This is a genomic window from Thermococcus eurythermalis (genome assembly GCF_000769655.1).
In the GTDB taxonomy this organism is placed as follows: Archaea; Methanobacteriota_B; Thermococci; order Thermococcales; family Thermococcaceae; genus Thermococcus; species Thermococcus eurythermalis.
The window spans coordinates 124049-149997 of the sequence record NZ_CP008887.1 but is presented as its reverse complement, the minus strand read 5'-3'; the positions used below and the strand labels follow the sequence as shown (position 1 = coordinate 149997).

The following is a 25949-nucleotide window of genomic DNA, read 5'->3' as shown; positions in this document are numbered from 1 at the left end:
TTGGTCAAAAAGCTCCCCGCTATTGTTATCAATTCGCTGTATCCACTTATAATATGCTGGATATTATGTCCATCAGTCCAACGAGAAGGATTATAGGGTGTGCCCGCAACCTGAGATTCGGGACAATTTATCCAGGTGGTAAATATGGAGGCCACTAAGCGCGACATCATCAAGGAGTACGCGGGCTGGAGCAGTCTCGACGTCCTGGAAAACGCAAACCGCTACCCTGGCCCCACTGGCTTCTTTGCCTACGTGATGGAGGAGGCCCTTAAGGATAGCATTTCCCTTGTCCCGGGGGAGGGGCTGAGGGCGCACTTCTCGGGGGACATCTACATCCACAAGCTCCCCTACAGCCTCTACATCCCCTACTGCACCGGCCACAGCACCGCGAGGCTCCTCGAAAAAGGCCTCAAGACCCCGACGATAGTCTCACGCCCAGCTAAACACTTCGATACGTACGTTGACCACATAGCGAACTACCTCATAACCATGCAGCACTACTTCAGCGGCGCCCAGGCGCTCTCAAGCGTCGAGTGGTACGCAGGGCCGTTCATAAGGAAGGAGGGCCTGGGTAGGCGGAAGATACGGCAGAACATCCAGAGGCTTGTTTACAACCTCAACTACCCGAGCAGGGTGGGGATGCAGACCCCCTTCACCAACTTCACCGTAACTCTCGACGCCCCGAAGAAGATGCTTGAAGGCGACCACGCGGTTTATGCGGGCGAGAAGGTTGAGCCGCTCGGCGAGTACGAGAAGGAGGCGAAGGAGTTCTTCATAGCCCTGACGGAGGTTCTCAGGGAAGGCGACGCCCTCGGCCAGCCCTTTACGTTCCCGATACCCACGCTGATGGTGACCGCCAAGATGCTCTGGGACGACCCGGAGGTCTTTGAGGCCGTTTTCACCACCGCCGCGAAGCGCGGGAGCTTCTACTGGCTGAACACGAACGTTGTTGACCCGGACGCGAGCTACGCGATGTGCTGCAGGATAGCCATAGATAAGTCCGAGATGGCGTTTGCATTTGGGGTCTCAGGTAAGAGCGCTGAAGATGAAGCCGTTGAGAGGCTTGAACGCCAGCGCTTCGGCGGCCTGTGGGCGATGCCCGACATCACCGGCTCGGTGAACGTCACCACCCTGAACCTGCCGAGGCTTGCACTGAGGGCGAAGGGCGACGATGACAGGTTCTGGGAGGAGTATGAGCGTGTTCTTGAGGTAATCCGGACAACAACCGACTGGTTCAGGGAGCGTTACGTCCGGCTTATCACGTCCTACAGGCACATGTACAGCATGATTCACCTCTACCTTGAGGAGTTTCCGGGGAGCCACTTCAACACCGTCGGAATCCTCGGCCTTCCAGAAGCGGTTGCCATTTACCTCAACGAGCCGAAGCTCTGGGAGGAGGGGACGAGGAGGGACTGGCTCAGGGCCGCGGAGGTCATGAAGGAGATGGTTGAGTTCGCGACCGCGAGGGCTAGGGAGTGGATGAAGGAAACTGGAACGCCCTGGAACGTGGAGGAGGTTCCGGGTGAGAGCGCCGCGGCGAAGCTAGCCATAAAAGACCTTCGCGAGTTCCCGGAGCTCAGGGAGTACCTCGACGACCCGGAGAACCCAATTTACTCGACCAGCATAGCGCCCTACTATGGCTCCCTTGAGCTTGCGGACAGGATAAGGGTGGAGGAGAAAGTCCAGAGGAGCTTCACCGGCGGGGTTATGATGCACATATTCCTCGGGGAGGAGCCGGACCCTGAGGCCCTTGCAAAGCTGACCCGGAGGCTTATGAGAACCGAGCTCGTCTACTGGAGCTACACGCCGGCGATTACCGTCTGCAACAAATGTGGCTACTCAACGACAGGCCTGCACACCCACTGCCCGCGCTGTGGAAGCGAGGACGTGGAGGTATGGAGCAGAATCATCGGATACTACCGCCCGCTCAAGAACTGGAACCCGTACAGAAAGAAGGAGTTCTGGACGAGGAGGCACTACTCCTCCTGATTTCTTTTCTGGAGGTGGTTGAATGCTCACGAGCGGGTGGAAGAGCGTCAGCATGGTGGACGTCCACGGGAGGGTCACCTTCACGCTCTGGCTCTGCGGCTGCAACCTTAAGTGCCCTTTCTGCCACAACTGGCGCATCGCTGAGGGCCTCGACTGCTTCCGCCTCGACAGAAAATCCCTCCTCGACGAGCTTGAGGCGAGCGCGTTCCTCATAGATTACTTCCACGTCACCGGCGGCGAACCGCTGATGCAGTGGAGGGAGCTGGGGTCTCTCCTTGCGGAGGTCAGGCTCCTTGACGTGCCCGTGAGCCTGAACACGAACCTGACCCTCGTGGGGCCCCTGGGGAGGCTCCTCAACGCCGGGTTGGTTGACCACATAGCGACGGACCTTAAGGCGCCCCCCGAGGAGCTCTACGGCCTCCCCAAAGCGTCCGCGAAAAGGCTCTGGGCGCTCTTCTTGAGGGGCATCGAACTCGTGTCGGAGTACGGGGTTCCTGTGGAGCTGAGAATCCCCGTGGCGCGGGGCCCAGATGTGTGGCCCTATGTTGAGGAGGTTCTCCGGAGAATCAACACAGACTTCTACGTCGTGCTGAACCCGCTCGTTGGGAGACCCCTGACGAATCCAAGAAACGAGGCATGGTGCTCAAGGTACTGCTGGCCCGGGGAAGAACTTGAGGGGTTAAGGAAGAGGCTAGAAGAGGCCGGCGTTGCCGTCCACGTGAATCAGTTCTTTGGTGCTTCCGGGGAGCATGCCCTCAGAAGTTCGGTGTAGCGCTCCAGAACGTGCTTTTTCATATTATCATACCCTTTCTCACCCCTGTATATGATTTTTATATCGACACTGACAGTATTCAGGGTCTGGTTGAAGTAGTCCGGGTACTTTGAGAGCATGGTTATCCTCTTCAGTTTCCCCTCTGAGACCGTCAAGTTGGCCCTAATCCAGTCGTTCACTGGAGCCTGGAACGTTTGGGGCCCGTACTTGGTGTCGTTTATTGTTAGGTTCTCGTAGGGTGGAACGCCCGGCTTTCTCACGAGGGTCACTTTGATGGGATTTCCCCATGTGATTTCTCTCTCGTATTTAGGGCTTCCGTTGAGGACTAAGTAGAGATAGCTCATGAAGGCAACCGGGCCAGGGTTGCTATCGGTTCCGTTGTTTTGGAACCCCTCGACGCATATCTTCCATCTAATTACCTTCTCGCTTCCATTGTACAGCGACCATATCCCGTGTGCGTTAGGTTCTTCGATAACTATGTACTGGTTGCCCTCCTTTAGGATAAGCGTTGTCAGGTTGTTTTGCTCCATGTTGCGCCTGACGACAGCCGCGTAGTCCAGCGTCCTGTTTAAGTCTCCGATGTATTTCTCCAGCCCATCACTTTGAAGCTGGGTGTGTGCAACCAATACCACTGCAAGGGTTAGAACTGCAACTGGGATTAGCTTCTTCATGCTTACCTCTCCTCATGGTCTTTTATAAGCCTTGCTGGGGAGGGCTACCGAAAAATTTATAAATAGCCCAAAGGAACCATAAAGCGGAAGCACTTGAGGTTACTAAAAGACCTCATCCAGTGAAAAAGAAAAAGGGAGGGGGTGAGGGGAGATGGCCCAGCTTGCAGGCCAGCCGGTTGTTATTCTGCCTGAGGGAACCCAGAGGTATGTTGGAAGGGACGCTCAGAGGCTTAACATTCTGGCTGCAAGGATTATAGCCGAGACGGTTAGGACCACCCTTGGCCCGAAGGGAATGGATAAAATGCTCGTTGACAGCCTCGGCGACATCGTTATCACCAACGACGGTGCAACAATACTCGACGAGATGGACATCCAGCACCCTGCCGCTAAGATGATGGTTGAGGTTGCTAAGACTCAGGATAAGGAGGCTGGTGATGGTACTACTACTGCTGTTGTTATTGCTGGTGAGCTTCTCAGGAAGGCCGAGGAGCTCCTCGACCAGAACATTCACCCGAGCATAATCATCAAGGGTTACGCTTTAGCTGCCGAGAAGGCCCAGGAGATCCTCGACGAGATTGCCAGGGATGTTGACGTTGAGGACGTTGAGACCCTCAAGAAGGCCGCTATAACCTCAATCACTGGTAAGGCCGCCGAGGAGGAGCGCGAGTATCTCGCCGAGATTGCCGTTGAGGCCGTCAAGCAGGTCGCCGAGAAGGTTGACGGCACCTACAAGGTCGACCTCGACAACATCAAGTTCGAGAAGAAGGAGGGCGGTAGCGTCAAGGACACCAAGCTCATCAGAGGCGTTGTCATCGACAAGGAGGTCGTCCACCCAGGCATGCCGAGGAGGGTTGAGAACGCCAAGATCGCCCTCATAAACGAGGCCCTTGAGGTCAAGGAGACCGAGACCGACGCCGAGATCAGGATCACCAGCCCGGAGCAGCTCCAGGCCTTCCTCGAGCAGGAGGAGAAGATGCTCAGGGAGATGGTCGAGAAGATCAAGGAAGTTGGAGCGAACGTTGTCTTCGTCCAGAAGGGTATTGACGACCTCGCCCAGCACTACCTGGCCAAGTACGGCATAATGGCCGTCAGGCGCGTCAAGAAGAGCGACATGGAGAAGCTCGCCAAGGCCACCGGCGCCAAGATCGTCACCAACGTCCGCGACCTCACTCCAGAGGACCTCGGTGAGGCCGAGCTCGTCGAGCAGAGGAAGGTCGCCGGCGAGAACATGATTTTCGTCGAGGGCTGCAAGAACCCGAAGGCGGTCACCATACTCATCAGGGGCGGCACCGAGCACGTCGTTGACGAGGTCGAGCGCGCCCTTGAGGATGCCGTCAAGGTCGTCAAGGACATCGTCGAGGACGGCAAGATTGTCGCCGCCGGCGGTGCTCCGGAGATTGAGCTGAGCATCAGGCTCGACGAGTACGCCAAGGAGGTCGGCGGCAAGGAGCAGCTCGCCATCGAGGCCTTCGCAGAGGCCCTTAAGGTCATACCGAGGACCCTCGCCGAGAACGCCGGTCTCGACCCGATCGAGACCCTCGTGAAGGTCATAGCAGCGCACAAGGAGAAGGGACCGACCATCGGTATAGATGTCTTCGAGGGCGAGCCGGCCGACATGATGGAGCGCGGCGTCATCGCCCCGGTCAGGGTCACCAAGCAGGCCATCAAGAGCGCCAGCGAGGCGGCAATCATGATCCTCAGGATCGACGACGTCATCGCCGCCAGCAAGCTCGAGAAGGACAAAGAGGGCGGCAAGGGCGGAAGCGAGGACTTCAGCAGCGACCTAGACTGAAGGCGCTGAGTTCTGACCCTTCCCACTTTTCTAATTCTGTTCTTGGTTCCTTTCGGCCTGTGCAAAGTTTCTGAAGCTTTGAAGCCTTAGCGCAGTTTTTTTAAACGCGCTATTTCTCTTCTGAATAGGAACAAAATTTGAAGTGGGGGGTCTCTCGTGAGGGTTATAGGCGTTGACCCGGGAACCAAGAGCTTCGATGTTATTGGCTTAGAGGACGGAAAAATAAAGCTCGACCTGAGTTTTCCAAGCGAAGTCGTTGCGGAAGACCCGGGGAGGATAGTGAAGGCCATCGAGGACTTCAACGCCGAGGTCATAATCGGCCCTTCGGGCTACGGGGTTCCGCTGAAGCACATAAGCGAGCTGACTGAGAGGGACCGCTTCGAGATGACGCTCGTGAGAGAGGAGGAAATGAAGGAAATCCCCGTTCTCCTCGGCCTCCAGGAGATGGTCGGCCAGATGGCCGAGAAGGGCATGAACGTCTGGTTCATTCCTGGGGTCATTCACCTTCCAACCGTCCCTGAGTGGAGGAAGTACAACAGGGTGGACATGGGGACGGCGGACAAGATGGCGATAACCGTGCTCGGCATCTACGACCAGGCGAAGAGGCTTGGAATTGAGTACAGCGATGTCTCCTTCGTCCTCCTCGAGGTGGGCTTCGGCTACAACTACGCTGGAGCCGTGAAGGGAGGAAAAATCGTTGATGGCATCGGCGGGACGATATTCCCTGGCCCAGCTTATGTAAACAGCGGTGCCCTCGACGGCGAGGTCGCCTACCTGATGGGGAGGATAAAGAAGTGGCACCTCTTCTGGGGCGGGGCAACGGTGATAGCGGCCAACGAGATACTCCCTCCCGAGGAGTTCGCCAGAAGGCTTGACGAAGAACCTTTCTCAAAGGCATGGGAGGCCATGAAGGACGGCTTCATTAAGGCCGTTGCCTCAGAACTTGCCGTCGTTGGAAATGCCCAGGAGATAATCCTCTCGGGCAGGCTGATGCGCATAGACGAGCTGAGGAAGGACGTGGAAGACACATTCGAGGAGCTCTTTGACCTTCCCGTCGTCAGGCAGAGGGGTCTTGAGGGTAAGGCCAAAGAGGCCGCCCAGGGGAGCGCGATAATAGGCGACGGCCTCGCTGGGGGCCAGTTCATGGAGCTCGTGGAGCACGTGGAGATAAAGAAGAGCCGCGGAAGCGTCCTTGACTACGTGAAACTCCCACTTAGCGTCTGACTTTCTTTTTAATCCGGTTATGGCGTCGGCTGTGGGTTCGGGGCTGAATATGGGGCCTTAGTTTTCTGTCTAAGGCCGATTTCCAGCGCTTCCTTGGCCCTTTCTACGTCAACGAGGGTGTTAATGCACCCGGCCCTTAGCAGTGGCACGGCCTAGTCAAAAGCTTCTAGATTAACCCAGGATTCTTTTCAGCATCCCAAGTTCCTTTGTCTCCCACGCGTTTTCCTCTACAACCAGGATTAGGACTCCGTTGTGCAGGACTGTTGAGTCCCTGAGGGACGCCAGGAATTTTGAAATAGCTTCGAATCCGTTGTATGTCTTCAGGTATTCGAGGCAGTCCACGACGACTACACCGTGGAATCCCTTTTCATTGGCCTCCCGCAGGTATCGCGTCGTGATGTCGAGGATTTTTGCAAGATTTGTGGGGGGTATTGCGTTATCTTTGCCTGAGGTCGTAACAAAGAACCTGTTCCACACCTCTGGGACGTTTACGTCCCTGACGAACGCAAGCGCCGGCACCTCTTTGAGCTTCTCTTTTATTGCGGGGTACTCCTCAGGACTAACTATCATCACACCCGGAGTGAAGTCTATTTCCACCCGAGGCTTCTCAACCTTTATGAATTCAGCCGTGAAGACGAACTTTATCATAAAGTACGCTGAGAGAACCGCCAACATGGAACCCAGAACGAAGCCTATTGGGGCAAACCGCTCAACGAGCCTTAAAACTGGAAAGTCGAGTTCATGGAGCCCCAGAACCGTGATGACGCCACCAAGATGAACAGCTTTGGTGTTATATATGTCTTTTAGGGAAATAATTAGAAGCCCGGAAGCTGTAATGAACAGGGCGGAGACCGCATAGGGCAGGCCGAGAAGAGCAAACCAATCGGAGGAATAGTCCAGAGTCCCTATTAGGATTCCGTATAGGCTTATTATAACGGGGATAGCCGACAGCGCTTTCACCATTCTGTTTACGTCCCCCTTCTCCTCAAGCAGACAGAGTGTCCCACAGAAGAGTAGAGCCGCCCAGAATGCTTCAGACAGTGATAGCAGGCATATGTTCTCGCTTATGTCGGCGAATATCGAAGAAGCGGCCGCTACCCAGGAAAGCGACCAGCAGAGGGCCGGCTTTCGCCGGTGCTTCCGGTAAACGTAAGTGAGAAACAGGGCTCCTGCCACCTTTGCCGAGAGGCTGAGCGTCTGTCCAATGATGAGCATCGTTCTATTCATGGTATCCCTTAACACACTAAGCGTTATTGTTTTATATAACGCTTTGCGTCTCCTTTCCGTCTAAAACTTTGTTTTGGGGTGTTATTCGTCGTTTATTGAGATTCTCTCCACTTCTTCCTCCAGCCTCTTCAGCTTCCCCTTAAACCTTCTCAGCTGGTCGTTCGCTATGTTCACGATTCTTTCGATGTAATTCTCGCTCACCCAGAGCTCTCCATCCGCGCCGAGCGGGACGTCCATTCTCTCGGTGGAGCGTATCTCGATGAGGAGCTTCTTGTGGCTCACACTCTTGATGTTGCTGTACTTGAAGCCCAGCCCTATGGCGAGGTTGAGCAGCTTAACGGCGTCATCAAGGGTTCTCGCGCCGACGTGCAGGATTGGACTCCTCACGAGGAACCAGAGCTGGCCTTTCCTGTGTCTCTCAATGGCCTCAAGCACCTCCTCGACTTTGACTGTTCTGTGCCACTTGCCGAGCCACACAGAGTTCACCTTGTCCCCGAAGTGGGGCATCTCCATGACCGAAATCCTGCCCGAGCAGGAGCTCGTTGTGAAGTAGTTCTCCAGCGCGTTTATCTTTTCAAGGAGGGGAATTATGTCCTCGTCCACCTTTCCCTCGACTAACGCCTGCCTGAGGCTCCCCATCGCCTTCTCCTTCTGCTCGTCGAAGTTTTTGGTGTAGAGGAACATGCATCACACCCCCAGCTTCCCGGCATCAACTACCGTTTCTCTCTCACCCACAAACTCAACCAGCCGTTTGTACGTCGGGTGGGCGCTCAGCGTTGCGGAGTCGCCTACCAGAATCAGCTTCCTCTTCGCCCTCGTCAGCGAGACGTTCAGCCTCCTCAGGTCCTTCAGGAAGCCAAGCTCACCCCTCCTGTTGGAGCGGACTAATGAAAGGACTATTACCTCCTTCTCCCTTCCCTGATAGCCGTCAACGGTCTTGACCTCTATCTCCTCCGGCAGGAGCGAGCTTATAAGGTCGCGCTGGTCGTCGTAGGGCGTTATGACACCTATCCATTCGGGCTTAACTCCCAGCTCCAGGAGCCTCTCAACGACCTCCTTCACCAGCCTGGCCTCAAGCGGGTTTTCGCGGCTCTCACTACCGCGCCTCTGCCTCTCGAAGCGGTCTTCTCTCTTGGAGGTGTCTATGAAGACCAGCACGTTGCCCGGCTTAAGGACGTCGTCCCACTGCTCTCCAAACTCCGGGCACTTAACCCCAAGGTCTGAGAGGGTAATCCGCTTAACTTCTGGCGCCGCCTCTATCTTTCCGTCGTAGAACTCCCTGCTCGGGAACTCCATTAGCCGTTCGTTCATCCTGTACTGGACGGTGAGCATCTCGCTCTTCTGAGGATAGCGCTCAATCAGCCCCTCAAAGAGGGTATTGCTGAGCTCCTTTGCCTTCTCGCTGAGTATCGTCGGCGGTAGTTGCTTGTGGTCTCCGGCCAAAACAAACCGCTTCGCGCGGTTGATTGGTATGAGGACGCTCGGAATGGTGGCCTGGGTCGCCTCGTCTATCACCGCCACGTCGTAGGAGCCGTAGTCCACCACCTCCAGCCCGGCGGAGGCGTTTGTTGTCAGGACAACGTCAGCTTCCCTTATTATCTCCCTCGCTATTCTCTCCTCCAGCTTCTTAGCATCGTCGAAGGTCTTCTGCACCTGCTCGTTGATTTTGAGCCACTGTGCCATCTCGCGGATTAACCGAGCTGGAACGCCCCTCGTCCCTATCCCCTTCTCAGCCAGGCGGAGAATCTGCTTATCAGTCAGCCCGCGCCTGTACTTCGGAACTGGTTTGGTGAAGGTGTCCCTCTTTTCTTTCAAGTTCTCCCCGATTACGCGGAGTTCCCTCAGCTCACCGTAGAGCTCGTGCTGGGTCATGAGGTAAGCAAGGGTCGTCTCGTGGAGAGCTTTTGAGACCCTGCTCGGGTGTCCGACGCGAACGACATTCAAACCGGAATCGACCAGCCGTTCGACGAGGTTGTCAACGGCCACGTTGCTCTCGGCGGTGGCCAAAACCCTGTTTCCGCGCTCGACTTCCTGCCGTATCAGCTCGACGAGCGTTCTCGTCTTTCCCGTCCCAAAGGGCCCGTGAATCAGGAAGAAATCATGACTCCCAAGGGCCTTGGCAACGGCCCTCCTCTGGCTCGCGTTCAGGTTTTTATCAAAGGGCTCGAACTCAACCGGCTTGCTCTCTTCCGGTTCTCTCAGACCGAGGTAGAACTCCAGAGCCTTTCTCCCGCTCTCGCGGATGTTGTTGAGGTTCTCAAGCCAGCGCTTGAATGTTATATCGTTGGCGTAGAGGTCGAGCCTCACACCCTTAAGCGCCCAGTCCGGGACGGTCTCAAGGGCGACCGTTATGAACCGCTTCCCCTTCTCGACGACGGTTCCAACCAGGTCGCTCTTCAGCGGGTCTCTCTTGCTGATTACGACCAAATCTCCGACGCTTATCTCCGTCTTGATTTCCCTCTCGCGGCCGTATTTCACCAGAAAGTAGCCGAGCTCCTCGCCGACGATTTTACCGTTTAAACCTAAAACGGCCCTCCCAACTTTCTCCCTCTCGCGGCCGCTGAGCCTTCTCATCTCTGCCTTCATCGCTTCAATCTCGGCCTTTCTCTCGTATTCCACGAGGACTTTGAGGTGATTGATGAACTTCTCAAGTTTTTCGTCCATTTTTGGCCCCCGGAGAGCAAAAAGAAGAGCCTTTTAAAAGGTTGAGGGTTGGTCAGCCCATGCGAGTTTCCTCACCGCTCGGACGAAACTTCCCTCATCATCCCAAGAAGAGTGGGGAAGAGGGGTTAAAAAGCTAAGCCCCTTCCGTCTCTAGGACAGATACTATGTCCCTGTGGAAGGACTTGATTGCCCTCAGGTGCCTTTCTTCCACGCGGCCACCGCAGGCGACGCGCTCGTAGAAGCTCTGGAGCTCGTCGAGGAGCCACTCGAGCTGTCTCTTGGAGCCTTCGCTGAAGCCGTTGCCCAAAAGTTTGCCCCTCAGAAACGGCATGACCTCAGACGGCCGGCCGAGGGCGGCCCAGAACAGACCTTCCTTTAGAACCTCAAACAGCAGTTCCTCAGAGCCGACGCTAACGAAGGGTTTGGCCCTCCCCCCTTTCCTTTTCTGAAACCCTCCTGCGAATTTCGTAAGCCCTCCTCATGGTTATCACCATAACAAGGCACCCATGCATATATAAGTGCTTTTCGGAGGCTTTTTTGTACATTGGACAGATTTTTCCTGAAAAAACCTCTCCCCCTTCGTCAAAATGTTGCGTGACAACCTCCGGGGTGGCAGATATACAACGAGGGGGCTTCTCGAAACCCTTAAAAATACTTGCCAGGTTCACGTTAAAAAGGACGTGGAGGTCGGGCAAAAATGGGAAAATTTGAACACAAACTTGTTAATGCCATTAGGGGTTACACCTTCGACGACGTTCTTCTGGTGCCCCAGCCGACCGAGGTCGAGCCAAAGGACGTGGACGTCTCGACCTGGATAACGCCGAACGTAAAGCTCAACATTCCAATTCTCAGCGCGGCGATGGACACCGTAACCGAGTGGGAGATGGCAGTCGCGATGGCCCGCGAGGGCGGTCTGGGCGTAATCCACAGGAACATGAGCATAAGCGAACAGGTCGAGCAGGTCAGGAAAGTCAAGCGCGCAGAGCGCTTCATCGTCGAGGAAGTAATCTCGATTTCGCCCGACGAAACAGTGGACTACGCCCTCTTCCTCATGGAGAAGAACGACATTGACGGCCTGCCGGTCGTCGAAGACGGAAAAGTCGTTGGCGTTATCAGCAAGAAGGACATAGCCGTGAGGCAGGGGAAGCTCGTGCGGGAAGTCATGACCGGCGAGCCGATAACAGTTCCCGAGAGCGTAACGGCCGCGGAAGCCCTCAACCTGATGTTCGAGCACAGGATTGACAGGCTTCCCGTTGTGAACTCTGAGGGCAGGCTCGTTGGCATAATCACGATGAGCGATTTGGCGAGGAGAAGGAAGTATAAGAACGCCGTCCATGACAAGAACGGCGATTTGGTGGTTGCTGCTGCCGTTGGGCCTTTTGACCTTGAAAGGGCGAAGGCTCTCGACAGGGCGGGGGCTGACGTTATCGTAATTGACACCGCCCACGCCCACAACCTCAAAGCAATCAAGGCAATGAAGGAGATAAGGAAAGCTGTCGATGCAGACCTCATCGTTGGAAACATTGCCAACCCGAAGGCCGTCGATGATTTGACCTTCGCCGATGCCGTGAAAGTGGGAATTGGGCCGGGGAGCATCTGTACCACCCGCGTTGTTGCCGGTGTCGGCGTCCCGCAAATCACGGCCATAGCGCTCGTCGCCGACAAAGCGAGCGAGTACGGGCTTCACGTCATAGCGGACGGCGGAATCCGCTACTCGGGCGACATCGTTAAGGCGATAGCGGCCGGAGCCGATGCCGTCATGCTCGGCTCTCTTTTAGCTGGAACTAAGGAGGCGCCGGGTAAAGAGGTTGTCATCAACGGACGGCGCTACAAGCAGTACCGCGGCATGGGTTCGCTTGGGGCGATGATGAAGGGCGGAGCCGAGAGGTACTACCAGAAGGGCCACATGAAGACGCGCAAGTTCGTCCCGGAGGGAGTTGAGGGCGTTGTGCCGTACAAGGGGCCGGTGAGCGAGGTTCTCTACCAGCTCATTGGTGGTCTGCGCTCGGGAATGGGCTACGTTGGCGCTAAGAACATCGAGGAGCTGAAGGAGAAGGGTGAGTTCGTCATCATAACGCAGGCGGGAGTTAAGGAGAGCCACCCGCACGACATACTCATCACCAACGAGGCCCCGAACTATCCGTTGGGGAAGTGATTTTGGATTTTTGCCCCTGTTCGGGAGTTTGGTTGCTTTCTGAATTTTCTTTCTCCTATTCTGCCTAAGCATACTTGGAAAGAAACTTTTATAAGTAACCTTCTCCAACCTCTAAGCATAATTGTGGGGTGGGAGAGGTGATGTCTCAAAGCCCCGCCGTCGTTGTCAGGGACCTTGAAAAGGAGTATGGAGGCATTAAAGCCCTCAGGGGGATAAGCTTCGAGATGATGGAAGGCGAGATATTCGGTCTCATCGGGCCGAACGGAGCGGGAAAGAGCACGACCCTCAAAATCCTCGCAACGCTCCTCCCTCCGGACAGGGGAAAAGCTGAAGTGATGGGACATGACGTCGTTAAGGAGCCCGAGAGGGTCAGGAAGCTGATAAGCTACCTGCCGGAGGAGGCCGGCGCCTACAGGAACATGACGGGGCTCGAGTACCTCCGCTTCATGGCCGGGCTGTACTCGCAGGCGACGGGAAAGGACGCCGACGAGATGGTCGAGCTGGGGATTAAAATAGCTGGCCTTGGGGCCAGGCTCCACGACAGGGTTGCGACCTACTCCAAGGGAATGACGAGGAAGCTCCTCCTGGCGAGGGCGCTGATGGTGAGGCCGAGGCTGGCTATCCTCGACGAGCCGACGAGCGGGCTGGACGTGTCAAGTGCCTATGAAATCAGAAAGCGCATAAAGGAGTTCTCCAGCGAAGAAGGCGTTTCAGTCCTCGTTTCGAGCCACAACATGCTCGAGGTCGAGTTCCTGTGCGACAGGGTGGCGATAATAGAGGGGGGCAGGATCGTTGAGACCGGGACGCCTGGGGAGCTGAAGGCCAAGTACGAGGCTGAGAACCTCGAAGAAGTCTTTGTAACGGCCTCTGGGAGGGTTTTCCATGGGTGAGCTGTGGATTATGTTTAAGAAAGAGCTCGCGGACATTTTGAGGGATAGGAGGCTCCTGGCGGCCATAATCGTCCCAATAATCTTTATCCCACTGCTTTTCGGAGTTCTGCAGTCGTCCTCACGCTCATCAAGCCTCGTAATCAGCGTTGTCAATGAGGATTCCGGGGAGTACTCAAGGGCGCTCATCGAGTTCTTGGAAGAAAGTGGCGTTGTCATAGATAACGGCTCGCCGGTTAGGCTCGTTATCCCGGCCGGATTCTCGGACGCAATCAAAAGCGGGCGCTCTCCAAGTCTGTTAATCGAGACGGAACTTTCATCGGTGCTTGACTTTAAGACCGTCAGGCTGGCCGGGGCTTTGAAGGCGCTGGTTCTGCGCTTCGGTGAGGGCGTCTTCCCATCAATACGGCCAGAGTTCCTCCTCGACGTCGGCGGGAGTGTTCTCAGCGTCGAGCCCTCGCGCTACGTCTCGGCGCTCCTCCGGAGTGCGCTGGCGGTGCCACTGGTTCTCTTCGTCATTGGGGTATACGCTTCCCAGGCGGTAGCGGCCTCCGTCGCCATGGAGAAGGAAGGAAAGACGCTTGAGACGCTCCTCACCCTCCCGGTCTCGCGCAGGTCGATAATCCTCGGGAAGATTTTCGCCTCCGTGGTCTTCAGCTTTTTGGTGCTGGCGTCTTTAACACTCTCGACCTGGGCCGTCTCCATGCTCCCAAAGACCTCCGGAGGAGGCCCGACCGGCGTGTCGGTTGGTGTAGGGCCAGTCGTCTTCTTCTCGGCCGGAGTTTTCCTGCTCTTCCTGCTGATGCTCCTCACGAGCCTGCTGGTCTCGCTTTTTACCCTCGATGTGAGGAGTGCCCTCAGCCTGGCGGGACTCGTTGAGGTGCTTTACCTGATTCCCCTCCTGGTTGCCTTTGCGGGGCTTGATGTTTCGGGTGCCGCCGGGCTCCTTGTAAAGGCCGACCCCGGCTACGCGCCCCTCTGGGCCTTTTTGAGTGCAACAAACGGCGACTACCTGCGGGCCGCCGCGGCGGTTCTCTATCTCCTGCTCTGGAACGGGTTAGTGCTCCGCCTGGCGGTGTGGGTCTTTGAGAGCGGAGTTTTGATGACAAAGAGCATAGACGCCGGCAAGCTCAGGTGGCTGATTCGGGTGAAAATTTGAAGAAAACAAAAACCGTTTAAGTCCCTCTTCTCTTCTTTTCCCGGTGGTTAGATGAGGGTTGGAATCATAGGCGATGGTATTGCCGGCTTGACAGCGGCCATAGCGCTCGCAAAGAAGGGTTTTGATGTCACGCTCATCGGCCCCGGAATCAAAAAGAGCAATTCCTACCTCGCCCAGGCTGGGGTGGCATTTCCCATCCTCGAAGGCGATTCCCCCAAAGCCCACGTCCTCGACACAATCAAAGCCGGAAAGTACATCAACGACCGCGAGGTCGTTTGGAACGTAATCTCGAAGGCGAGCGAGGCCTATGATTTTCTCACTTCCCTCGGCCTGAAGTTCGAGGCGAGTGAAACCGAGGGCGGACACTCGTTTCACAGGGTCTTCACGATTAAGAACGAGACCGGAAAGCACGTGACCAAACTGCTCTACCTCCGTGCCAGGGAACTCGGCGTCCACTTCGTTAAAGGAAAGGCGGAAGAGCTTGGGGTAAAGAGAGGGAAGGCCTACGGGGTCTTCGTTGATGGTGAGTTCCTTCATTTCGATGCAACTGTTATAGCCTCAGGTGGCTTCTCTGCTCTGTTTAAGTTCACCGCCGGCTCCCCCGAGAACACCGGCCTTCTAATCGGCGACTCGGTAATGAAAGGCGCCCCCGCCCGTGACCTTGAGTTCGTCCAGTTCCACCCGACCGGCTACATCGGAAAGAAAGGTGTTTTCCTTATCAGCGAGGCCGTCAGGGGAGCCGGAGCAAAGCTGGTAACCGAAGACGGCGAGCGCTTCGTGAACGAGCTCTCCACTAGGGACATCGTTGCTAGGGCGATATATAACCAGATGAAGGCCGGCAGGAGAGTCTTCCTCGATGCAACCGGCATAGAGGACTTTAAGAAGCGCTTCCCTCAGATATACGCTTTCCTGAGGAAGGACGGGATTGACCCGGCCAGAGACTTAATTCCCGTCTCGCCGATAGCCCACTACACTATGGGTGGGATAGCGACCGACCTCTGGTACAGGACGGGGATTAAAAACCTTTACGCGATAGGTGAAGCGATGAGCAACGGCTTCCATGGGGCGAACAGGCTGGCGAGCAACTCCCTCCTTGAGTGCATCGTCTCCGGCCTTGAGGTTGCCAGAACGATAGCACGCGAGAGGCCGAGGGGAGGGGAGGTTAAGGAGCTGGCCTACCACGGCTACGAACAGGGGGACGTTGACGCGCTGAGAGAACTGCTCTGGAGTTATGCGGGAATCGTGAGGAGCGCCAAAACGCTAAAGGAGGGCCTCAGGAAGCTTGAGGGAATCGAGGCCGACCCGAGGCTGAAACTGCTCGCGAGGGGCGTCCTTGAGTGCGCTTTAGCCAGGGAGGAGAGCAGGGGAAGTCACTACCGCGAGGACTTTCCGGTTATGAGAAAGGCCTTCGAGAGGCCGAGCTTTTTCGATGGGAAGTGCAGGCTCTAATCAAATGTGGCCAACAACCTTTTAATCTTCTCCCTCTACCCCCATCCAAGCGAGGTGAGATTATGGAGAAGGAGGCGCTCATAGCAGAAATTGAACGCCTGAAGGAGGAGCGTAACGCGATAATCATGGCCCACAACTACCAGCTTCCCGAAGTCCAGGACATAGCCGACTTTCTCGGCGACAGCCTTGAACTCGCGAGGAAGGCCATAAACGTTGATGCCGAGGTAATAGTCTTTGCGGGCGTTGACTTCATGGCCGAGACCGCCAAAATCCTCAACCCTGAAAAGACCGTCCTCCTGCCGGAGAGGGGGGCCACCTGCGCGATGGCCAACATGCTGAAGGTCAAGCACATACTTGAGGCGAAAAAGAAGTACCCGGACGCGCCTGTGGTTCTCTACGTGAACACAACCGCCGAGGCGAAGGCCTACGCCGACGTCACGGTAACTTCCGCCAACGCCGTCAGGATAGTTGAAAAGCTCGACTCCGACGTGATAATCTTCGGACCGGACAAGAACCTCGCCCACTACGTTGCCAGGCAGACAGGCAAAAAGGTCATACCCATCCCGGAGAACGGCCACTGCTACGTCCACAGGAAGTTCACCGTTGAAGACGTCGAGCGCGCGAGGAAGCTTCATCCGGAGGCAAAGCTTATGGTTCACCCCGAGTGTGAGCCGGAGGTTCAGGAGAGGGCCGATATAATTGTCTCCACCGGCGGAATGATAAGAAGAGCTAAAGAGTGGAGCGAGTGGGTCGTCTTCACTGAGAAAGAGATGGTTTACCGCCTCAGCAAGCTCTACCCTGACATCAGGTTCCACCCGGCAAGGGAGGACGCCGTCTGCATCGGCATGAAGGCGATAACCCTCAACCACATCTACGAGTCGCTCAGGGACATGAAACACAAGGTCGAAGTGCCCGCTGAAATAGCTGAGAAGGCCAGGAAGGCCATCGAGAGAATGCTTGAGATGAGCTAAGGTGTTAAGTTGGAAGTGCAAGATTCCGGGATTTTTGTTAAGTTAGGAGGGAAACTTTTTAAGGATTTTTGCCTTTTCACTTAACATGAGCCGTGAGGAAGTCATAGCACAGGTAGTGATGGACTACCTCGACCTCAGCGTTGATGGCATCGAACGTGAGCTCAACGTCCCCGATGACCTGGCGGTGAACAAGGCAGTAACTATAATCGGGCCGAGGAGGACCGGAAAGACATTCTACATCCTGCAAAAGTTCTCCAGGCTGAGAAGTGAAGGTAAGGCGGCCGTTTTCTTCCCCCTCGACGACGACAGGATATACCCGCCGAGCCTTGACGACCTCTCGACCCTCGTGAAGGTCTTCTACGAGCTCTTCCCCGATGCCGAGGAGAAGTACCTTTTCCTCGATGAGGTTCAGGAGGTTGAAAACTGGGAGCTCTTCGTCAAGAGAGCCCTTGAGAGGGACGGCTTCAGGGTCTATCTGACGGGTTCTTCTTCAAAGCTCCTGAGCAGGGAAATCGCAACGGCACTGCGTGGGAGAACGCTCACCTTCGAGATGTTTCCCTTCTCCTTCCGTGAGTTCATGAGGGCAAAGGGCTTTACCCCGGGCAAGTACATCTCCACGAGAGACGAGGCGAGGATAAAGGCCTTTCTGAGGGAGTACCTTGAGTTCGGTGGCTTCCCCGAGGTCGTTCTGCTCGACGACCCCTTCCTCAAGAGAAAGACCCTTTCTGAGTACATTGATGTGATGCTCTACCGCGACGTGGTCGAGAGACACAACGTGAAGAACCTGAAGGCGATTCGGCTGTTTTTGAAGCTCCTCATGGCGTCCTTCGCCAAGGAGTTTTCGGTAAACAAAACGGCCAGATACATGAAGGGTATGGGGGTCGAGGTGAGCAGGAACACCCTCTACAGCTACTTCGAGTACTTTGAAGAGGCCTACCTGGTTTTCCCGCTCAGGAAGTTCTCCCACAACCTCAAGGAGGTTGAGAAGAGCCTCCCAAAGGTTTACATCATTGACTCCGGTTTGATAAACGCCTATTCCCCCCGTTCGGGAGGGAGCACCGGCAGGCTGATGGAGAACGCCGTTTTCCTTGAACTCAGGAGGCAGGAGAGGGAGCTTTACTACTTCAAGGACGAGCGGGGCAGGGAAGTTGATTTTGCTGTGGTTGAGGACGGCATTGTTTCCGAGCTGATACAGGTAAGCTATTCCCTTGATGAACCCGAAACGTTTGAGCGGGAGGTTTCGGCGCTTATGAGCGCCTCTGAGAAGCTCAACTGTGACAGCCTAACGATAATAAACTGGGAGCGTGATGATACAATCGAGGTGGAGGGGAAGAAGGTTCGGCTCGTGCCCCTCTGGAAGTTCCTGCTGGGAGGTGAAGGAGAATGATACCAGTTTCATACCTCCTCCGCTTCATTGAGGAAGATGCACCCTTCGGTGACGTGACGAGCGAGGCCGTGATTCCCGAGGGCACCAAAGCCAGGGCCGTAATCATAGCCAAGCAGGATGGGGTTATAGCGGGCGTTGAAGAAGCTAAAGCTCTCTTCGAGCACTTTGGCGTCAAGGTTTCGGTCAGAAAACGCGATGGCGAGGAAGTTAGGAAAGGAGACGTAATCCTCGAGCTTGAGGGGGACGCGAGGGCCATTTTGCTCGTCGAGAGGACGGCTCTCAACGTCATGGGCAGGATGAGCGGTATCGCGACCGAGGTTAGGAGGCTCGTCGAGAAGGTCAGGGCCGTGAACTCGAAGGTCCGTGTAGCTGGCACGAGGAAGAGCCTTCTCAGGCCGATAGACAAGAGGGCCATACTCATCGGCGGCGGCGAGCCCCACAGGTTCTCGCTGAGCGACGCGATACTCATTAAGGACAACCATCTCGCCCTTGTTCCGCTGGAAGAAGCAATAAGGCGCGCGAAGGAATTTTCCCTTTACAAGGTTGTCGAAGTGGAGGTGGAGAGCCTTGAGGACGCCCTCAGGGCGGTAAAGGCGGGGGCCGACGTTGTGATGCTCGACAATATGACGCCCGAAGAGATAGAGAGAACGATAGAGGCTCTAAGGCGTGAGGGCCTGCGCGAGAGGGTGAAAATCGAGGTCTCCGGGGGCATAACGCCGGAGAACATCGGGGAGTACGCCAGGCTAGACATCGACGTTATCAGCCTCGGCTACCTGACGCACTCGGTGAAGAACTTCGACGTGAGCCTTGAAATCGTTGAAAAGCTTTAATCTGGCTCTCTTTCCTGGCTCTCATTTTCTTCAAGTCCCGAGAATCTTGGAAATATAGAAAAGAAAGCTTCTCCAGTCCTTTGAATCCGATATCCTACCTCTTCGGAGCGGTATGCCTCACAGTGTAGTTCTCAAGCGATGCCCCGTTCTCCACGAACTCGTGGGGCCATATCTTGACGTTGTACATTCTCACGTTGTCACTTATCACGGCGTTGTCCCCGATGACCGAGTTGACAATTCTCACGTTATCGCCTATCTCGACGTGCCTGCCGACTATTGAGTTTATTATCCTCACGTTGTTCCCCAGCTTTGCCCTGTCCATTATGACGGAGTGAAGTATCTCACAGTTCTCTCCAATCATGGAGTAGTTGTCTATGATGGCGTCCTCCAGGACGGTGCCCTTCCCTATTGAGATGTGCCTTCCCAAGAGGGCTTTTCCTTCAATGAGAACTTCACCGCGCTTTATCATGTCCCTTATCCTCTTGCGCAGGTCTTCGGACATCTCGGACTTGCCCTGCATGTAAACGTCATGGGTTATCTCGACGGCCTCCATGTCCTCTGGAGAGAGGTGGTGTAGCAGGTACATCGCCGCGTTCAGGTACCTGTCGGGCGTCCCGATGTCGAACCAGTAGCCGCTCATCGGGTAGCCGTAGACATCGTAGCCGTGCTCTATGAGCGCGGGTATTATGTCCCCTCCAAAGTCCAGCCTGCGGTTCTCTTTCATCTCTTTGGCCCAATCCTCCTCAAGGAACTCCCAGAAGTTCTCGGAGAGTATGTAGATTCCGGTGTTCGCGAGGTTGCTTGGGGCCTCCTCCGGCTTCGGCTTCTCGACGAAGTACTCTATCCTGTGGTCGTCGTCTATCTTCGCCACACCAAAGCCGGTAACGTCATTGACAGGCTGAAGAGCTATCGTCATGAAGGCGTTCTTCTTCCTGTGCCACTCGTACATCTCCCTGAGGCTGAGCTGGTATATGTTGTCGCCTTGAATAACCACTACTGGCTCCTTGATGTCGTAGTACCTCATGGTGTACCAGACAGCGTCGCCGTTGGTGGTGCTCTCATACCTGGGCATGTACCGTATTCTGACTTCCTTCTCAAGGCCGTACTTCTTCTTCAGCCAGTAGCCCTCACGGAAGTAGTCAAAGAGCGTCGTGTAGTTGACGTAGCCCCTGACACCGAGATAAACCTCCTCCACGCCGTCCCTCGCGAGGCTGAGGATTGAGTGCTCAAGAATCGGCTTGTTCAGAAGCCTGACAAGTCCCTTTGAGGTCTCTATCGTGAGGGGCCTCAGCCTCGTTGCTTCACCCCCTATTGGGATAACCGCTTTCTTTATCATCTGGAATCCCTTATTAATCTCGGAACCGTATTAAAAAAGTATTCCCCAGTGGATTTGTATGCCCCTTTGGGTTGCAGAAGTGGCTTTTCATGACAAAATAACTGCTAGGGCTCCTAAATGTGCCTTTGGGGACGTGAGAACACTTAGATGGTGTCTTTCGGCTTTTGATGTATTTGTTTAAACATTTTTCGCTTCATTTATGACATTGCTGTGGCAAGACTTATATATCTCCCTTCTTTGATAACCTATGAATGAGTTTTGATAACCGACGAAGACCGTGAACCGGGGTGTGTGGTATGGGGAAGCTTGACGTTATTGAGAAGAAAGGTACTGAGAGGCTGAAGAGGGGCTTCGCCAAGATGGTCAAGGGCGGAGTCATCATGGACGTTACAAACGCCGAGCAGGCGAGGATTGCTGAGGAAGCTGGAGCCGTTTCTGTCATGGCCCTTCACCGCGTCCCTGCCGACATCAGGAAGGCCGGTGGCGTTGCGAGAATGGCCCCAATTGAGAAAATTCAGGAGATAATGGACGCCGTTACGATCCCCGTAATGGCTAAAGTCAGAATCGGCCACGTCGCCGAGGCAAAAATTCTCGAAGCCCTTGGAGTTGATATGATTGACGAGAGCGAGGTTCTAACGCCCTCTGACCCGTTCTTCCACATAGACAAGCGCGAGTTCAACGTTCCCTTCGTCTGCGGGGCGAGGAACCTTGGTGAGGCCGTGAGGAGGATATGGGAAGGGGCCGCAATGATTAGAACCAAGGGCGAGGCAGGAACAGGAAACATCGTCGAGGCCGTCAGGCACGTTCGCCTCGTTGCGGAGGGAATAAGGCAGATTCAGGCCATGACCGATGAGCAGGTCTACGGCGTTGCCGAAAAGTTCGCCGAGCCCTATCTCAGGCTCGCCCTCAACGTCAAGGAGATAGCCGGGCTTCCGGCAAGGGTTCTCGAGAACGAGCCGATTTACGGACACTACACCTACCGCGAAATCGTTGACGGCCTCTACAAGGTTCTCCTTGAGATAAAGAAGCTTGGAAGGCTTCCGGTCGTCAACTTTGCCGCCGGAGGAGTCGCCACCCCTGCAGATGCCGCCCTCATGATGCAGATGGGCATGGACGGCGTCTTCGTCGGCTCCGGAATCTTCAAGAGCTCCAACCCGCCGAAGATGGCGAGGGCAATAGTCGAGGCCGTCAACCACTGGGACGAGCCTGATGTCCTCGTTGAGATTAGCAAGGAAATCGGCGAGCCGATGCGCGGCCAGGACATCGAGGAGCTCGAAGTCCGCCTTGAGGAGAGGGGCGTCTGACTCTTCTCCTTTTCCGCTTTTGGAGGGATAAAAATGGTCAAGGTAGGGGTTATAGGCCTTCAGGGCGACGTGGAAGAGCACATCGAGGCCGCTAGGAGGGCCCTTGAGAACCTCGGCGTGAGCGGAGAGGTCATCTGGCTGAAGAGGCCGGAACAGCTTGAGGAGATTTCAGCCATCATAATCCCCGGCGGGGAGAGCACAACTATCTCAAGGCTCATGCAAAAGAACGGCCTCTTTGAGCCGGTCAAGAAGCTCGGTGAGGAAGGGCTCCCGATCATGGGCACCTGCGCGGGCCTGATAATGCTCTCCAAGGAGGTAATAGGCGCAACTCCAGAGCAGAAGTTCCTTGAGCTCCTCGACGTTAAGGTAAACAGAAACGCCTACGGGAGGCAGGTGGACAGCTTTGAGGCGCCCATAAAGCTGGCCTTCAGCGACGAGCCGTTTTTGGGTGTATTCATCCGCGCCCCGAGGATAGTCGAGCTTTTGAGCGACAAGGTGAAGCCGATAGCGTGGCTTGGGGACAGGGTTGTGGGCATCGAGCAGGACAACGTCATCGGCCTTGAGTTCCACCCTGAGCTGACCGACGACACGAGGGTTCACGAGTACTTCCTGCGGAAGGCGCTGTGAGCCTGTGATTTTGACATTTTTCAGTTAATTTTTGGTAGAAAACTTTTTATTTTTGCCTTTTGCTTGTCTATTGGTGATAGCGTGAGCGAGCATAAGACGGTCGTTTGCCCCTACTGCGGTTTTGGGTGCAGGCTCCTCGTGGATCCCAAGACGATGAAGGTTAAGCCGTATCCAGGCGAGCCCAACAGGGGTAAGCTCTGCCCGAAGGGACTCTACGCCCTTGAGTTCGTCTTCTCCAGGGACAGACTTAGGCGCCCCCTCAAGCGGGAAGGCCAGAAGATGAGGCCAATAAGCTGGGGGCAGGCGATGGAGGAGATTTCCCACAAACTCCTCGAAATCAGGGAGCTCTACGGCCCCGATGCGGTGGCGTTCATAGCCTCATCTAAGGTCAGCAACGAGGAAAACTACCTCCTCCAGAAGATTGCGCGCCTCTTCGGGACGAACAACATAGACAACTGCGCTCGCCTCTGCCACGAGGCGAGTGTCCACGCGCTCAAGCTCGCCCTCGGCACCGGAGCTCAGACGAACCCCTATGAAGACCTTGAGAACTTCAACGCCATTCTGATATGGGGCTACAACCCGGCCGAGACCCACCCCGTTGTCATGGACTACATTCTGAAGGCTAAGAAAAAAGGGGCGAAAGTGATAGTTGTTGACGTCAGGGAAACGCGGACGATGGCCTTCGCCGATTATAAGCTCGTTATACGGCCCGGGACTGACATAGTCCTTGCGAACGCGATGGCGAACGTGATAATCGGCGAGGAGCTCTACGACGAGGAGTTCGTGAAAGCGAGGACGCGGGGCTTCTCCGAGATAAGGATGGCCGTCAGAAAGTACACCCCTGAGTACGCTGAAAAGGTGACCGGGATCCCCGCCGGGACGATACACGAAGCCGCGAGAACCTTTGCCCTCGCGGGGAGCGGTGCGGTGATGTGGGGAATGGGCCTGACCCAGCACGTCTCGGGCGTCGAGAACGTCCTGGCTGTGATAAATCTCGCGCTGCTCCTCGGCTACATCGGGGAAAAGGGCGGCCTCTACCCGATGCGGGGGCAGAACAACGTCCAGGGAGCCGCTTACATGGGCGCGCTTAGCGAGTTCCTGCCGGGCTACGTCCCTCTCACCGATGAAAAGTTCAGGAAGCGCGTCGCCTCGCTCTGGGGCGTTGACGACCTGCCGACGGAGAGGGGGCTCTACCTGACCGAGCTGTGGGAGGCCATTGAAAGGGGCGACGTTAAGGCCCTCTACATCGTCGGCGAGAACCCCGCGGTGAGCGAGGCAGACTTCATGCGTGTCAGGAGGGCTTTAAGGAAGCTCGACCTCCTCGTCGTCCAGGAGGTCTTCATGACGAGAACAGCGCGCTACGCCCACTACGTCCTGCCGGCTTCAGCCTTCTGCGAGAAGTCCGGGAGCTACATGAACAGCGAGAGGAGAATCCAGTGGGGCCACAAAATCTGCGAGCCGATGGGCGATTCAAAGCCTGACTGGGAGATACTGACCATGCTCGGAAGGGCCCTCGGCCTGCCGGGGTTCAGCTATTCGAGCGTTGAGGAGATAACAGCAGAGTACTTCCGTCTTTTCCCGGAGCTTGAGGAGAGAAGCGTTGATGAACTCAAGAACGGCGAGGGAATATTCCTGCCGAGGAAGAGGCTCCACACCTGGGACTTCGCGACGCCGGACGGGAGGGCGAGGCTCTTTGCGGTGGAGCGTGTTCGCCCCTGGGAGGAGCCTGACAAGGAGTTCCCGTTCGTCCTGACAACGGTGAGGTTGATAAGCCACTACAACACGGGTGAGATGACGCTGAGAAGCCCCTCGCTTGTGAAGCTAATGGGCGAGCCGAGAGTCCTGATAAACGAGCACGATGCCCGGAAGCTCGGAATCCGGGACGGCGACTGGGTCGAGATTGAGACGAGACGCGGGAGGATAAGGATGCGCGCAAAGCTTGGGGGAGCTCCTGAAGGGGTTGTTGTGGTTCCCTTCCACTTCAAGGCAAACCGGATAACGAGCCCCGCCCTCAACAAGGCCGGGACGCCGGAGCTCAAGTTTTCGGCCTGCAGGATAAGGAAGCTCAGAAGCGGAAGGCCCACTCAGGGTACTCCCCGGTAAGGCACGCCAGGCAGAGGTCTTCCCTTCCAACGGCCCTCTTCAGCCCTTCGACGCTGAGATAGGCTAGACTGTCGGCGCCTATGGCTTTCCTCACGTTCTCAACGCTTCCAAATGCTGCTATCAGCTCGTGCCTCGTGGGGATGTCTATGCCCATGTAGCAGGGGTGCCTTATCGGCGGCGAGGCTATCCTCACGTGTACTTCCCTCGCGCCTGCCTTTCTCAGCATCGCCACGATGCGCTTCATCGTCGTGCCCCTGACGATTGAATCATCGATGAGGACGACCCTCTTCCCTTCCACGACCTCCTTTACCGGCGAGAGCTTGAGCCTGACCTTCAGCTCCCTGTAGAACTGTCCGGGGGTTATGAAAGTCCTCCCTATGTAGCGGTTCTTTATGAGGCCTTCGGAGTAAGGAATCCCACTCACCCGCGAGAAGCCGAGCGCCGCGGCCCTTCCTGAGTCGGGAACCGCTATGACGACGTCGCCTTCAGCAGGGCTCTCCCTTGCCAGCTCCTCGCCCATTCTAACCCTTGCTGTGTAGACGTTCACGCCGTCTATCGTGCTGTCGGGTCTTGCAAAATAGATGTACTCAAAAACGCAGTGGTGGTGGCTTTCCTTCGCCAGGACTTTGCTTTCCACCCCGCCTTCGGAGAGCAGGAAGGCTTCCCCTGGCCTCACGTCCCTTACATCTTCGGCGAAGAGCCTCAGAGCTGAGTCCTCGGAGGCGAAGTAGTGGCCGTCCCCTCTCCCGTAGCTGAGCGGCCTGAAGCCGACAGGGTCCCTCGCGACGAGGATTTTTCCATCGAAGAGCAGGGCTACGGAATACGCGCCTTTGACCTCATTGAAAACTGCCCTCATCGCCTCAAACTCGTTGCCTGTTTCGTTGAAGTGCCAGAGGAACGAGATACCCAACAGCTCGGAATCAACGGAGTGCTGGAACTTGACACCAAGCCGTTTGTAGTGCCTTCTGAGGGGGAGAAAATTCGTAAGCGTCCCGTTGTGGGCCACCGCGATGGTCTTCCCACAGCATGCCGTCTCCAGAGGCTGGGTCTCGTTGAGGGAGCCGGAGGTGGAGTAGCGGACGTGGGCTATCGCGAGCCTTGATTTGAGCTTTGAGAGCTCTTTTCCCCTGAAGACTTCCGAGACGAGCCCCCTTCCCGCTATCGTCTTTATCCTCTGCCTCCAGACGCTTATCCCCGCGCTCTCCTGCCCCCTGTGCTGGAGCGCTATGAGGGCGTAGTATGCTTTCCTTGGGGCGTTCTCCGACAGCGTTGCAAAGATTCCGCACTTCTCCCTCATGGCGAACCCCGCCGGCTTGGTTTGACTTGAAAGTGTTGATAAATGCCGATGTTATCACGGGGTTTTTGCTTGTCAGTGTTTAAAAGCTTTGCCCATTGATTGACG

Annotated in this window: 21 protein-coding genes; 14 read left to right on the top strand and 7 right to left on the bottom strand. The window is 55.9% G+C overall.

Annotated features, from left to right (window positions below; all coding sequences use genetic code 11):
• Positions 1-144 precede the first annotated feature (144 nt).
• Both TEU_RS00845 and TEU_RS00840 read left to right on the top strand, forming a co-directional pair.
• Positions 145-1989 (top strand): anaerobic ribonucleoside triphosphate reductase, encoded by a 1845-nt coding sequence (locus tag TEU_RS00845; RefSeq protein WP_050001987.1) that lies wholly within the window; start codon positions 145-147, stop codon positions 1987-1989.
• Positions 1990-2011: 22 nt separating this feature from the next.
• Positions 2012-2761, top strand: coding sequence for an anaerobic ribonucleoside-triphosphate reductase activating protein (locus tag TEU_RS00840; protein WP_050001986.1), 750 nt, complete (start codon positions 2012-2014; stop codon positions 2759-2761).
• Here TEU_RS00840 and TEU_RS00835 read toward each other — a convergent pair.
• Entirely contained in the window at positions 2713-3432 is a 720-nt protein-coding gene (locus tag TEU_RS00835) for a hypothetical protein (RefSeq protein ID WP_050001985.1), read from the bottom strand. The two genes, TEU_RS00840 and TEU_RS00835, sit on opposite strands and share 49 nt — an antisense overlap.
• A 151-nt stretch (positions 3433-3583) precedes the next feature.
• On the opposite strand from TEU_RS00835, the gene thsB reads away from it, so the two are divergent.
• Both thsB and TEU_RS00825 read left to right on the top strand, forming a co-directional pair.
• Positions 3584-5224 (top strand): thermosome subunit beta, encoded by a 1641-nt coding sequence (gene thsB, locus TEU_RS00830; RefSeq protein ID WP_050001984.1) that lies wholly within the window; start codon positions 3584-3586, stop codon positions 5222-5224.
• Positions 5225-5380: 156 nt separating this feature from the next.
• Positions 5381-6448 carry a DUF1464 family protein gene (locus TEU_RS00825; RefSeq protein WP_050001983.1) on the top strand — a complete coding sequence of 356 codons (1068 nt, stop codon included), beginning with the start codon at positions 5381-5383 and terminating at the stop codon, positions 6446-6448.
• 171 nt (positions 6449-6619) lie between these two features.
• Here the strand turns inward: TEU_RS00825 and TEU_RS00820 are convergent, their stop codons facing one another.
• From TEU_RS00820 to TEU_RS00805, 4 genes are all read right to left on the bottom strand, one after another.
• Positions 6620-7675: a DUF835 domain-containing protein gene (locus TEU_RS00820; protein WP_050001982.1), complete on the bottom strand. Its 1056-nt coding sequence runs from the start codon at positions 7673-7675 to the stop codon at positions 6620-6622.
• 81 nt (positions 7676-7756) lie between these two features.
• Entirely contained in the window at positions 7757-8359 is a 603-nt protein-coding gene (taw3, locus tag TEU_RS00815; RefSeq protein WP_050001981.1) for a tRNA(Phe) 7-((3-amino-3-carboxypropyl)-4-demethylwyosine(37)-N(4))-methyltransferase Taw3, read from the bottom strand.
• Between the two features lie 3 nt (positions 8360-8362).
• A complete protein-coding gene (locus TEU_RS00810; RefSeq protein ID WP_050001980.1) occupies positions 8363-10339 on the bottom strand; it encodes an IGHMBP2 family helicase in 1977 nt (658 codons plus the stop codon).
• A gap of 133 nt (positions 10340-10472) precedes the next feature.
• Positions 10473-10670: a hypothetical protein gene (locus tag TEU_RS00805; RefSeq protein WP_320407204.1), complete on the bottom strand. Its 198-nt coding sequence runs from the start codon at positions 10668-10670 to the stop codon at positions 10473-10475.
• Between the two features lie 366 nt (positions 10671-11036).
• Here TEU_RS00805 and guaB point away from each other — a divergent pair, with 366 nt between their 5' ends.
• The 7 genes from guaB (at position 11037) to nadC (ending at position 19177) form a co-directional block, all read left to right on the top strand.
• On the top strand, positions 11037-12494 hold the full coding sequence (guaB, locus tag TEU_RS00800) for an IMP dehydrogenase (RefSeq protein ID WP_050001978.1): 1458 nt from the start codon (positions 11037-11039) through the stop codon (positions 12492-12494).
• A 140-nt stretch (positions 12495-12634) separates the two neighbouring features.
• A complete protein-coding gene (locus TEU_RS00795) occupies positions 12635-13384 on the top strand; it encodes an ABC transporter ATP-binding protein (RefSeq protein ID WP_050001977.1) in 750 nt (249 codons plus the stop codon).
• The gene (locus tag TEU_RS00790; protein WP_050001976.1) at positions 13377-14540 is read left to right on the top strand and encodes an ABC transporter permease subunit; all 1164 of its coding nucleotides are present in this window, start codon (positions 13377-13379) and stop codon (positions 14538-14540) included. The genes TEU_RS00795 and TEU_RS00790 overlap by 8 nt, the downstream gene beginning before the upstream one ends.
• A 51-nt stretch (positions 14541-14591) precedes the next feature.
• Positions 14592-15989 carry an L-aspartate oxidase gene (locus TEU_RS00785; RefSeq protein WP_050001975.1) on the top strand — a complete coding sequence of 466 codons (1398 nt, stop codon included), beginning with the start codon at positions 14592-14594 and terminating at the stop codon, positions 15987-15989.
• 62 nt (positions 15990-16051) lie between these two features.
• Positions 16052-16960: a quinolinate synthase NadA gene (gene nadA, locus TEU_RS00780; RefSeq protein ID WP_050001974.1), complete on the top strand. Its 909-nt coding sequence runs from the start codon at positions 16052-16054 to the stop codon at positions 16958-16960.
• Between the two features lie 85 nt (positions 16961-17045).
• Positions 17046-18347 (top strand): ATP-binding protein, encoded by a 1302-nt coding sequence (locus tag TEU_RS00775; RefSeq protein ID WP_050001973.1) that lies wholly within the window; start codon positions 17046-17048, stop codon positions 18345-18347.
• A complete protein-coding gene (gene nadC / locus TEU_RS00770) occupies positions 18344-19177 on the top strand; it encodes a carboxylating nicotinate-nucleotide diphosphorylase (RefSeq protein ID WP_050001972.1) in 834 nt (277 codons plus the stop codon). Before TEU_RS00775 ends, nadC begins: the two co-directional genes overlap by 4 nt.
• Before the next feature lie 94 nt (positions 19178-19271).
• Here the strand turns inward: nadC and TEU_RS00765 are convergent, their stop codons facing one another.
• Complete coding sequence (locus tag TEU_RS00765; RefSeq protein ID WP_050001971.1) at positions 19272-20513, bottom strand: nucleotidyltransferase family protein; 1242 nt, start codon at positions 20511-20513, stop codon at positions 19272-19274.
• A gap of 296 nt (positions 20514-20809) precedes the next feature.
• Here TEU_RS00765 and pdxS point away from each other — a divergent pair, with 296 nt between their 5' ends.
• From pdxS to fdhF, 3 genes are all read left to right on the top strand, one after another.
• Positions 20810-21817, top strand: a complete 1008-nt coding sequence (pdxS, locus tag TEU_RS00760; RefSeq protein WP_050001970.1) for a pyridoxal 5'-phosphate synthase lyase subunit PdxS — start codon at positions 20810-20812, stop codon at positions 21815-21817.
• Between the two features lie 33 nt (positions 21818-21850).
• Entirely contained in the window at positions 21851-22444 is a 594-nt protein-coding gene (pdxT, locus tag TEU_RS00755; RefSeq protein WP_050001969.1) for a pyridoxal 5'-phosphate synthase glutaminase subunit PdxT, read from the top strand.
• A 153-nt stretch (positions 22445-22597) separates the two neighbouring features.
• Complete coding sequence (fdhF, locus tag TEU_RS00750) at positions 22598-24547, top strand: formate dehydrogenase subunit alpha (RefSeq protein WP_265100835.1); 1950 nt, start codon at positions 22598-22600, stop codon at positions 24545-24547.
• Here the strand turns inward: fdhF and purF are convergent.
• Positions 24510-25844 carry an amidophosphoribosyltransferase gene (gene purF / locus TEU_RS00745; protein ID WP_050001967.1) on the bottom strand — a complete coding sequence of 445 codons (1335 nt, stop codon included), beginning with the start codon at positions 25842-25844 and terminating at the stop codon, positions 24510-24512. The two genes, fdhF and purF, sit on opposite strands and share 38 nt — an antisense overlap.
• Between the last annotated feature and the right edge of the window lie 105 nt (positions 25845-25949).

What these genes read in the sequence shown, in the direction of transcription:
- TEU_RS00790 (WP_050001976.1), top strand. Translation starts at nt 13,377, where the DNA reads ATGGGTGAGCTGTGGATTATGTTTAAGAAAGAGCTCGCGGACATTTTG.
- TEU_RS00810 (WP_050001980.1), bottom strand. Translation starts at nt 10,339, where the DNA reads ATGGACGAAAAACTTGAGAAGTTCATCAATCACCTCAAAGTCCTCGTG.
- TEU_RS00775 (WP_050001973.1), top strand. Translation starts at nt 17,046, where the DNA reads ATGAGCCGTGAGGAAGTCATAGCACAGGTAGTGATGGACTACCTCGAC.
- nadA (WP_050001974.1), top strand. Translation starts at nt 16,052, where the DNA reads ATGGAGAAGGAGGCGCTCATAGCAGAAATTGAACGCCTGAAGGAGGAG.
- TEU_RS00840 (WP_050001986.1), top strand. Translation starts at nt 2,012, where the DNA reads ATGCTCACGAGCGGGTGGAAGAGCGTCAGCATGGTGGACGTCCACGGG.
- taw3 (WP_050001981.1), bottom strand. Translation starts at nt 8,359, where the DNA reads ATGTTCCTCTACACCAAAAACTTCGACGAGCAGAAGGAGAAGGCGATG.
- TEU_RS00820 (WP_050001982.1), bottom strand. Translation starts at nt 7,675, where the DNA reads ATGAATAGAACGATGCTCATCATTGGACAGACGCTCAGCCTCTCGGCA.
- TEU_RS00845 (WP_050001987.1), top strand. Translation starts at nt 145, where the DNA reads ATGGAGGCCACTAAGCGCGACATCATCAAGGAGTACGCGGGCTGGAGC.
- pdxT (WP_050001969.1), top strand. Translation starts at nt 21,851, where the DNA reads ATGGTCAAGGTAGGGGTTATAGGCCTTCAGGGCGACGTGGAAGAGCAC.
- TEU_RS00785 (WP_050001975.1), top strand. Translation starts at nt 14,592, where the DNA reads ATGAGGGTTGGAATCATAGGCGATGGTATTGCCGGCTTGACAGCGGCC.
- thsB (WP_050001984.1), top strand. Translation starts at nt 3,584, where the DNA reads ATGGCCCAGCTTGCAGGCCAGCCGGTTGTTATTCTGCCTGAGGGAACC.
- TEU_RS00765 (WP_050001971.1), bottom strand. Translation starts at nt 20,513, where the DNA reads ATGATAAAGAAAGCGGTTATCCCAATAGGGGGTGAAGCAACGAGGCTG.
- guaB (WP_050001978.1), top strand. Translation starts at nt 11,037, where the DNA reads ATGGGAAAATTTGAACACAAACTTGTTAATGCCATTAGGGGTTACACC.
- TEU_RS00835 (WP_050001985.1), bottom strand. Translation starts at nt 3,432, where the DNA reads ATGAAGAAGCTAATCCCAGTTGCAGTTCTAACCCTTGCAGTGGTATTG.
- TEU_RS00805 (WP_320407204.1), bottom strand. Translation starts at nt 10,670, where the DNA reads ATGCCGTTTCTGAGGGGCAAACTTTTGGGCAACGGCTTCAGCGAAGGC.
- pdxS (WP_050001970.1), top strand. Translation starts at nt 20,810, where the DNA reads ATGGGGAAGCTTGACGTTATTGAGAAGAAAGGTACTGAGAGGCTGAAG.
- nadC (WP_050001972.1), top strand. Translation starts at nt 18,344, where the DNA reads ATGATACCAGTTTCATACCTCCTCCGCTTCATTGAGGAAGATGCACCC.
- fdhF (WP_265100835.1), top strand. Translation starts at nt 22,598, where the DNA reads ATGAAGGTTAAGCCGTATCCAGGCGAGCCCAACAGGGGTAAGCTCTGC.
- purF (WP_050001967.1), bottom strand. Translation starts at nt 25,844, where the DNA reads ATGAGGGAGAAGTGCGGAATCTTTGCAACGCTGTCGGAGAACGCCCCA.
- TEU_RS00795 (WP_050001977.1), top strand. Translation starts at nt 12,635, where the DNA reads ATGTCTCAAAGCCCCGCCGTCGTTGTCAGGGACCTTGAAAAGGAGTAT.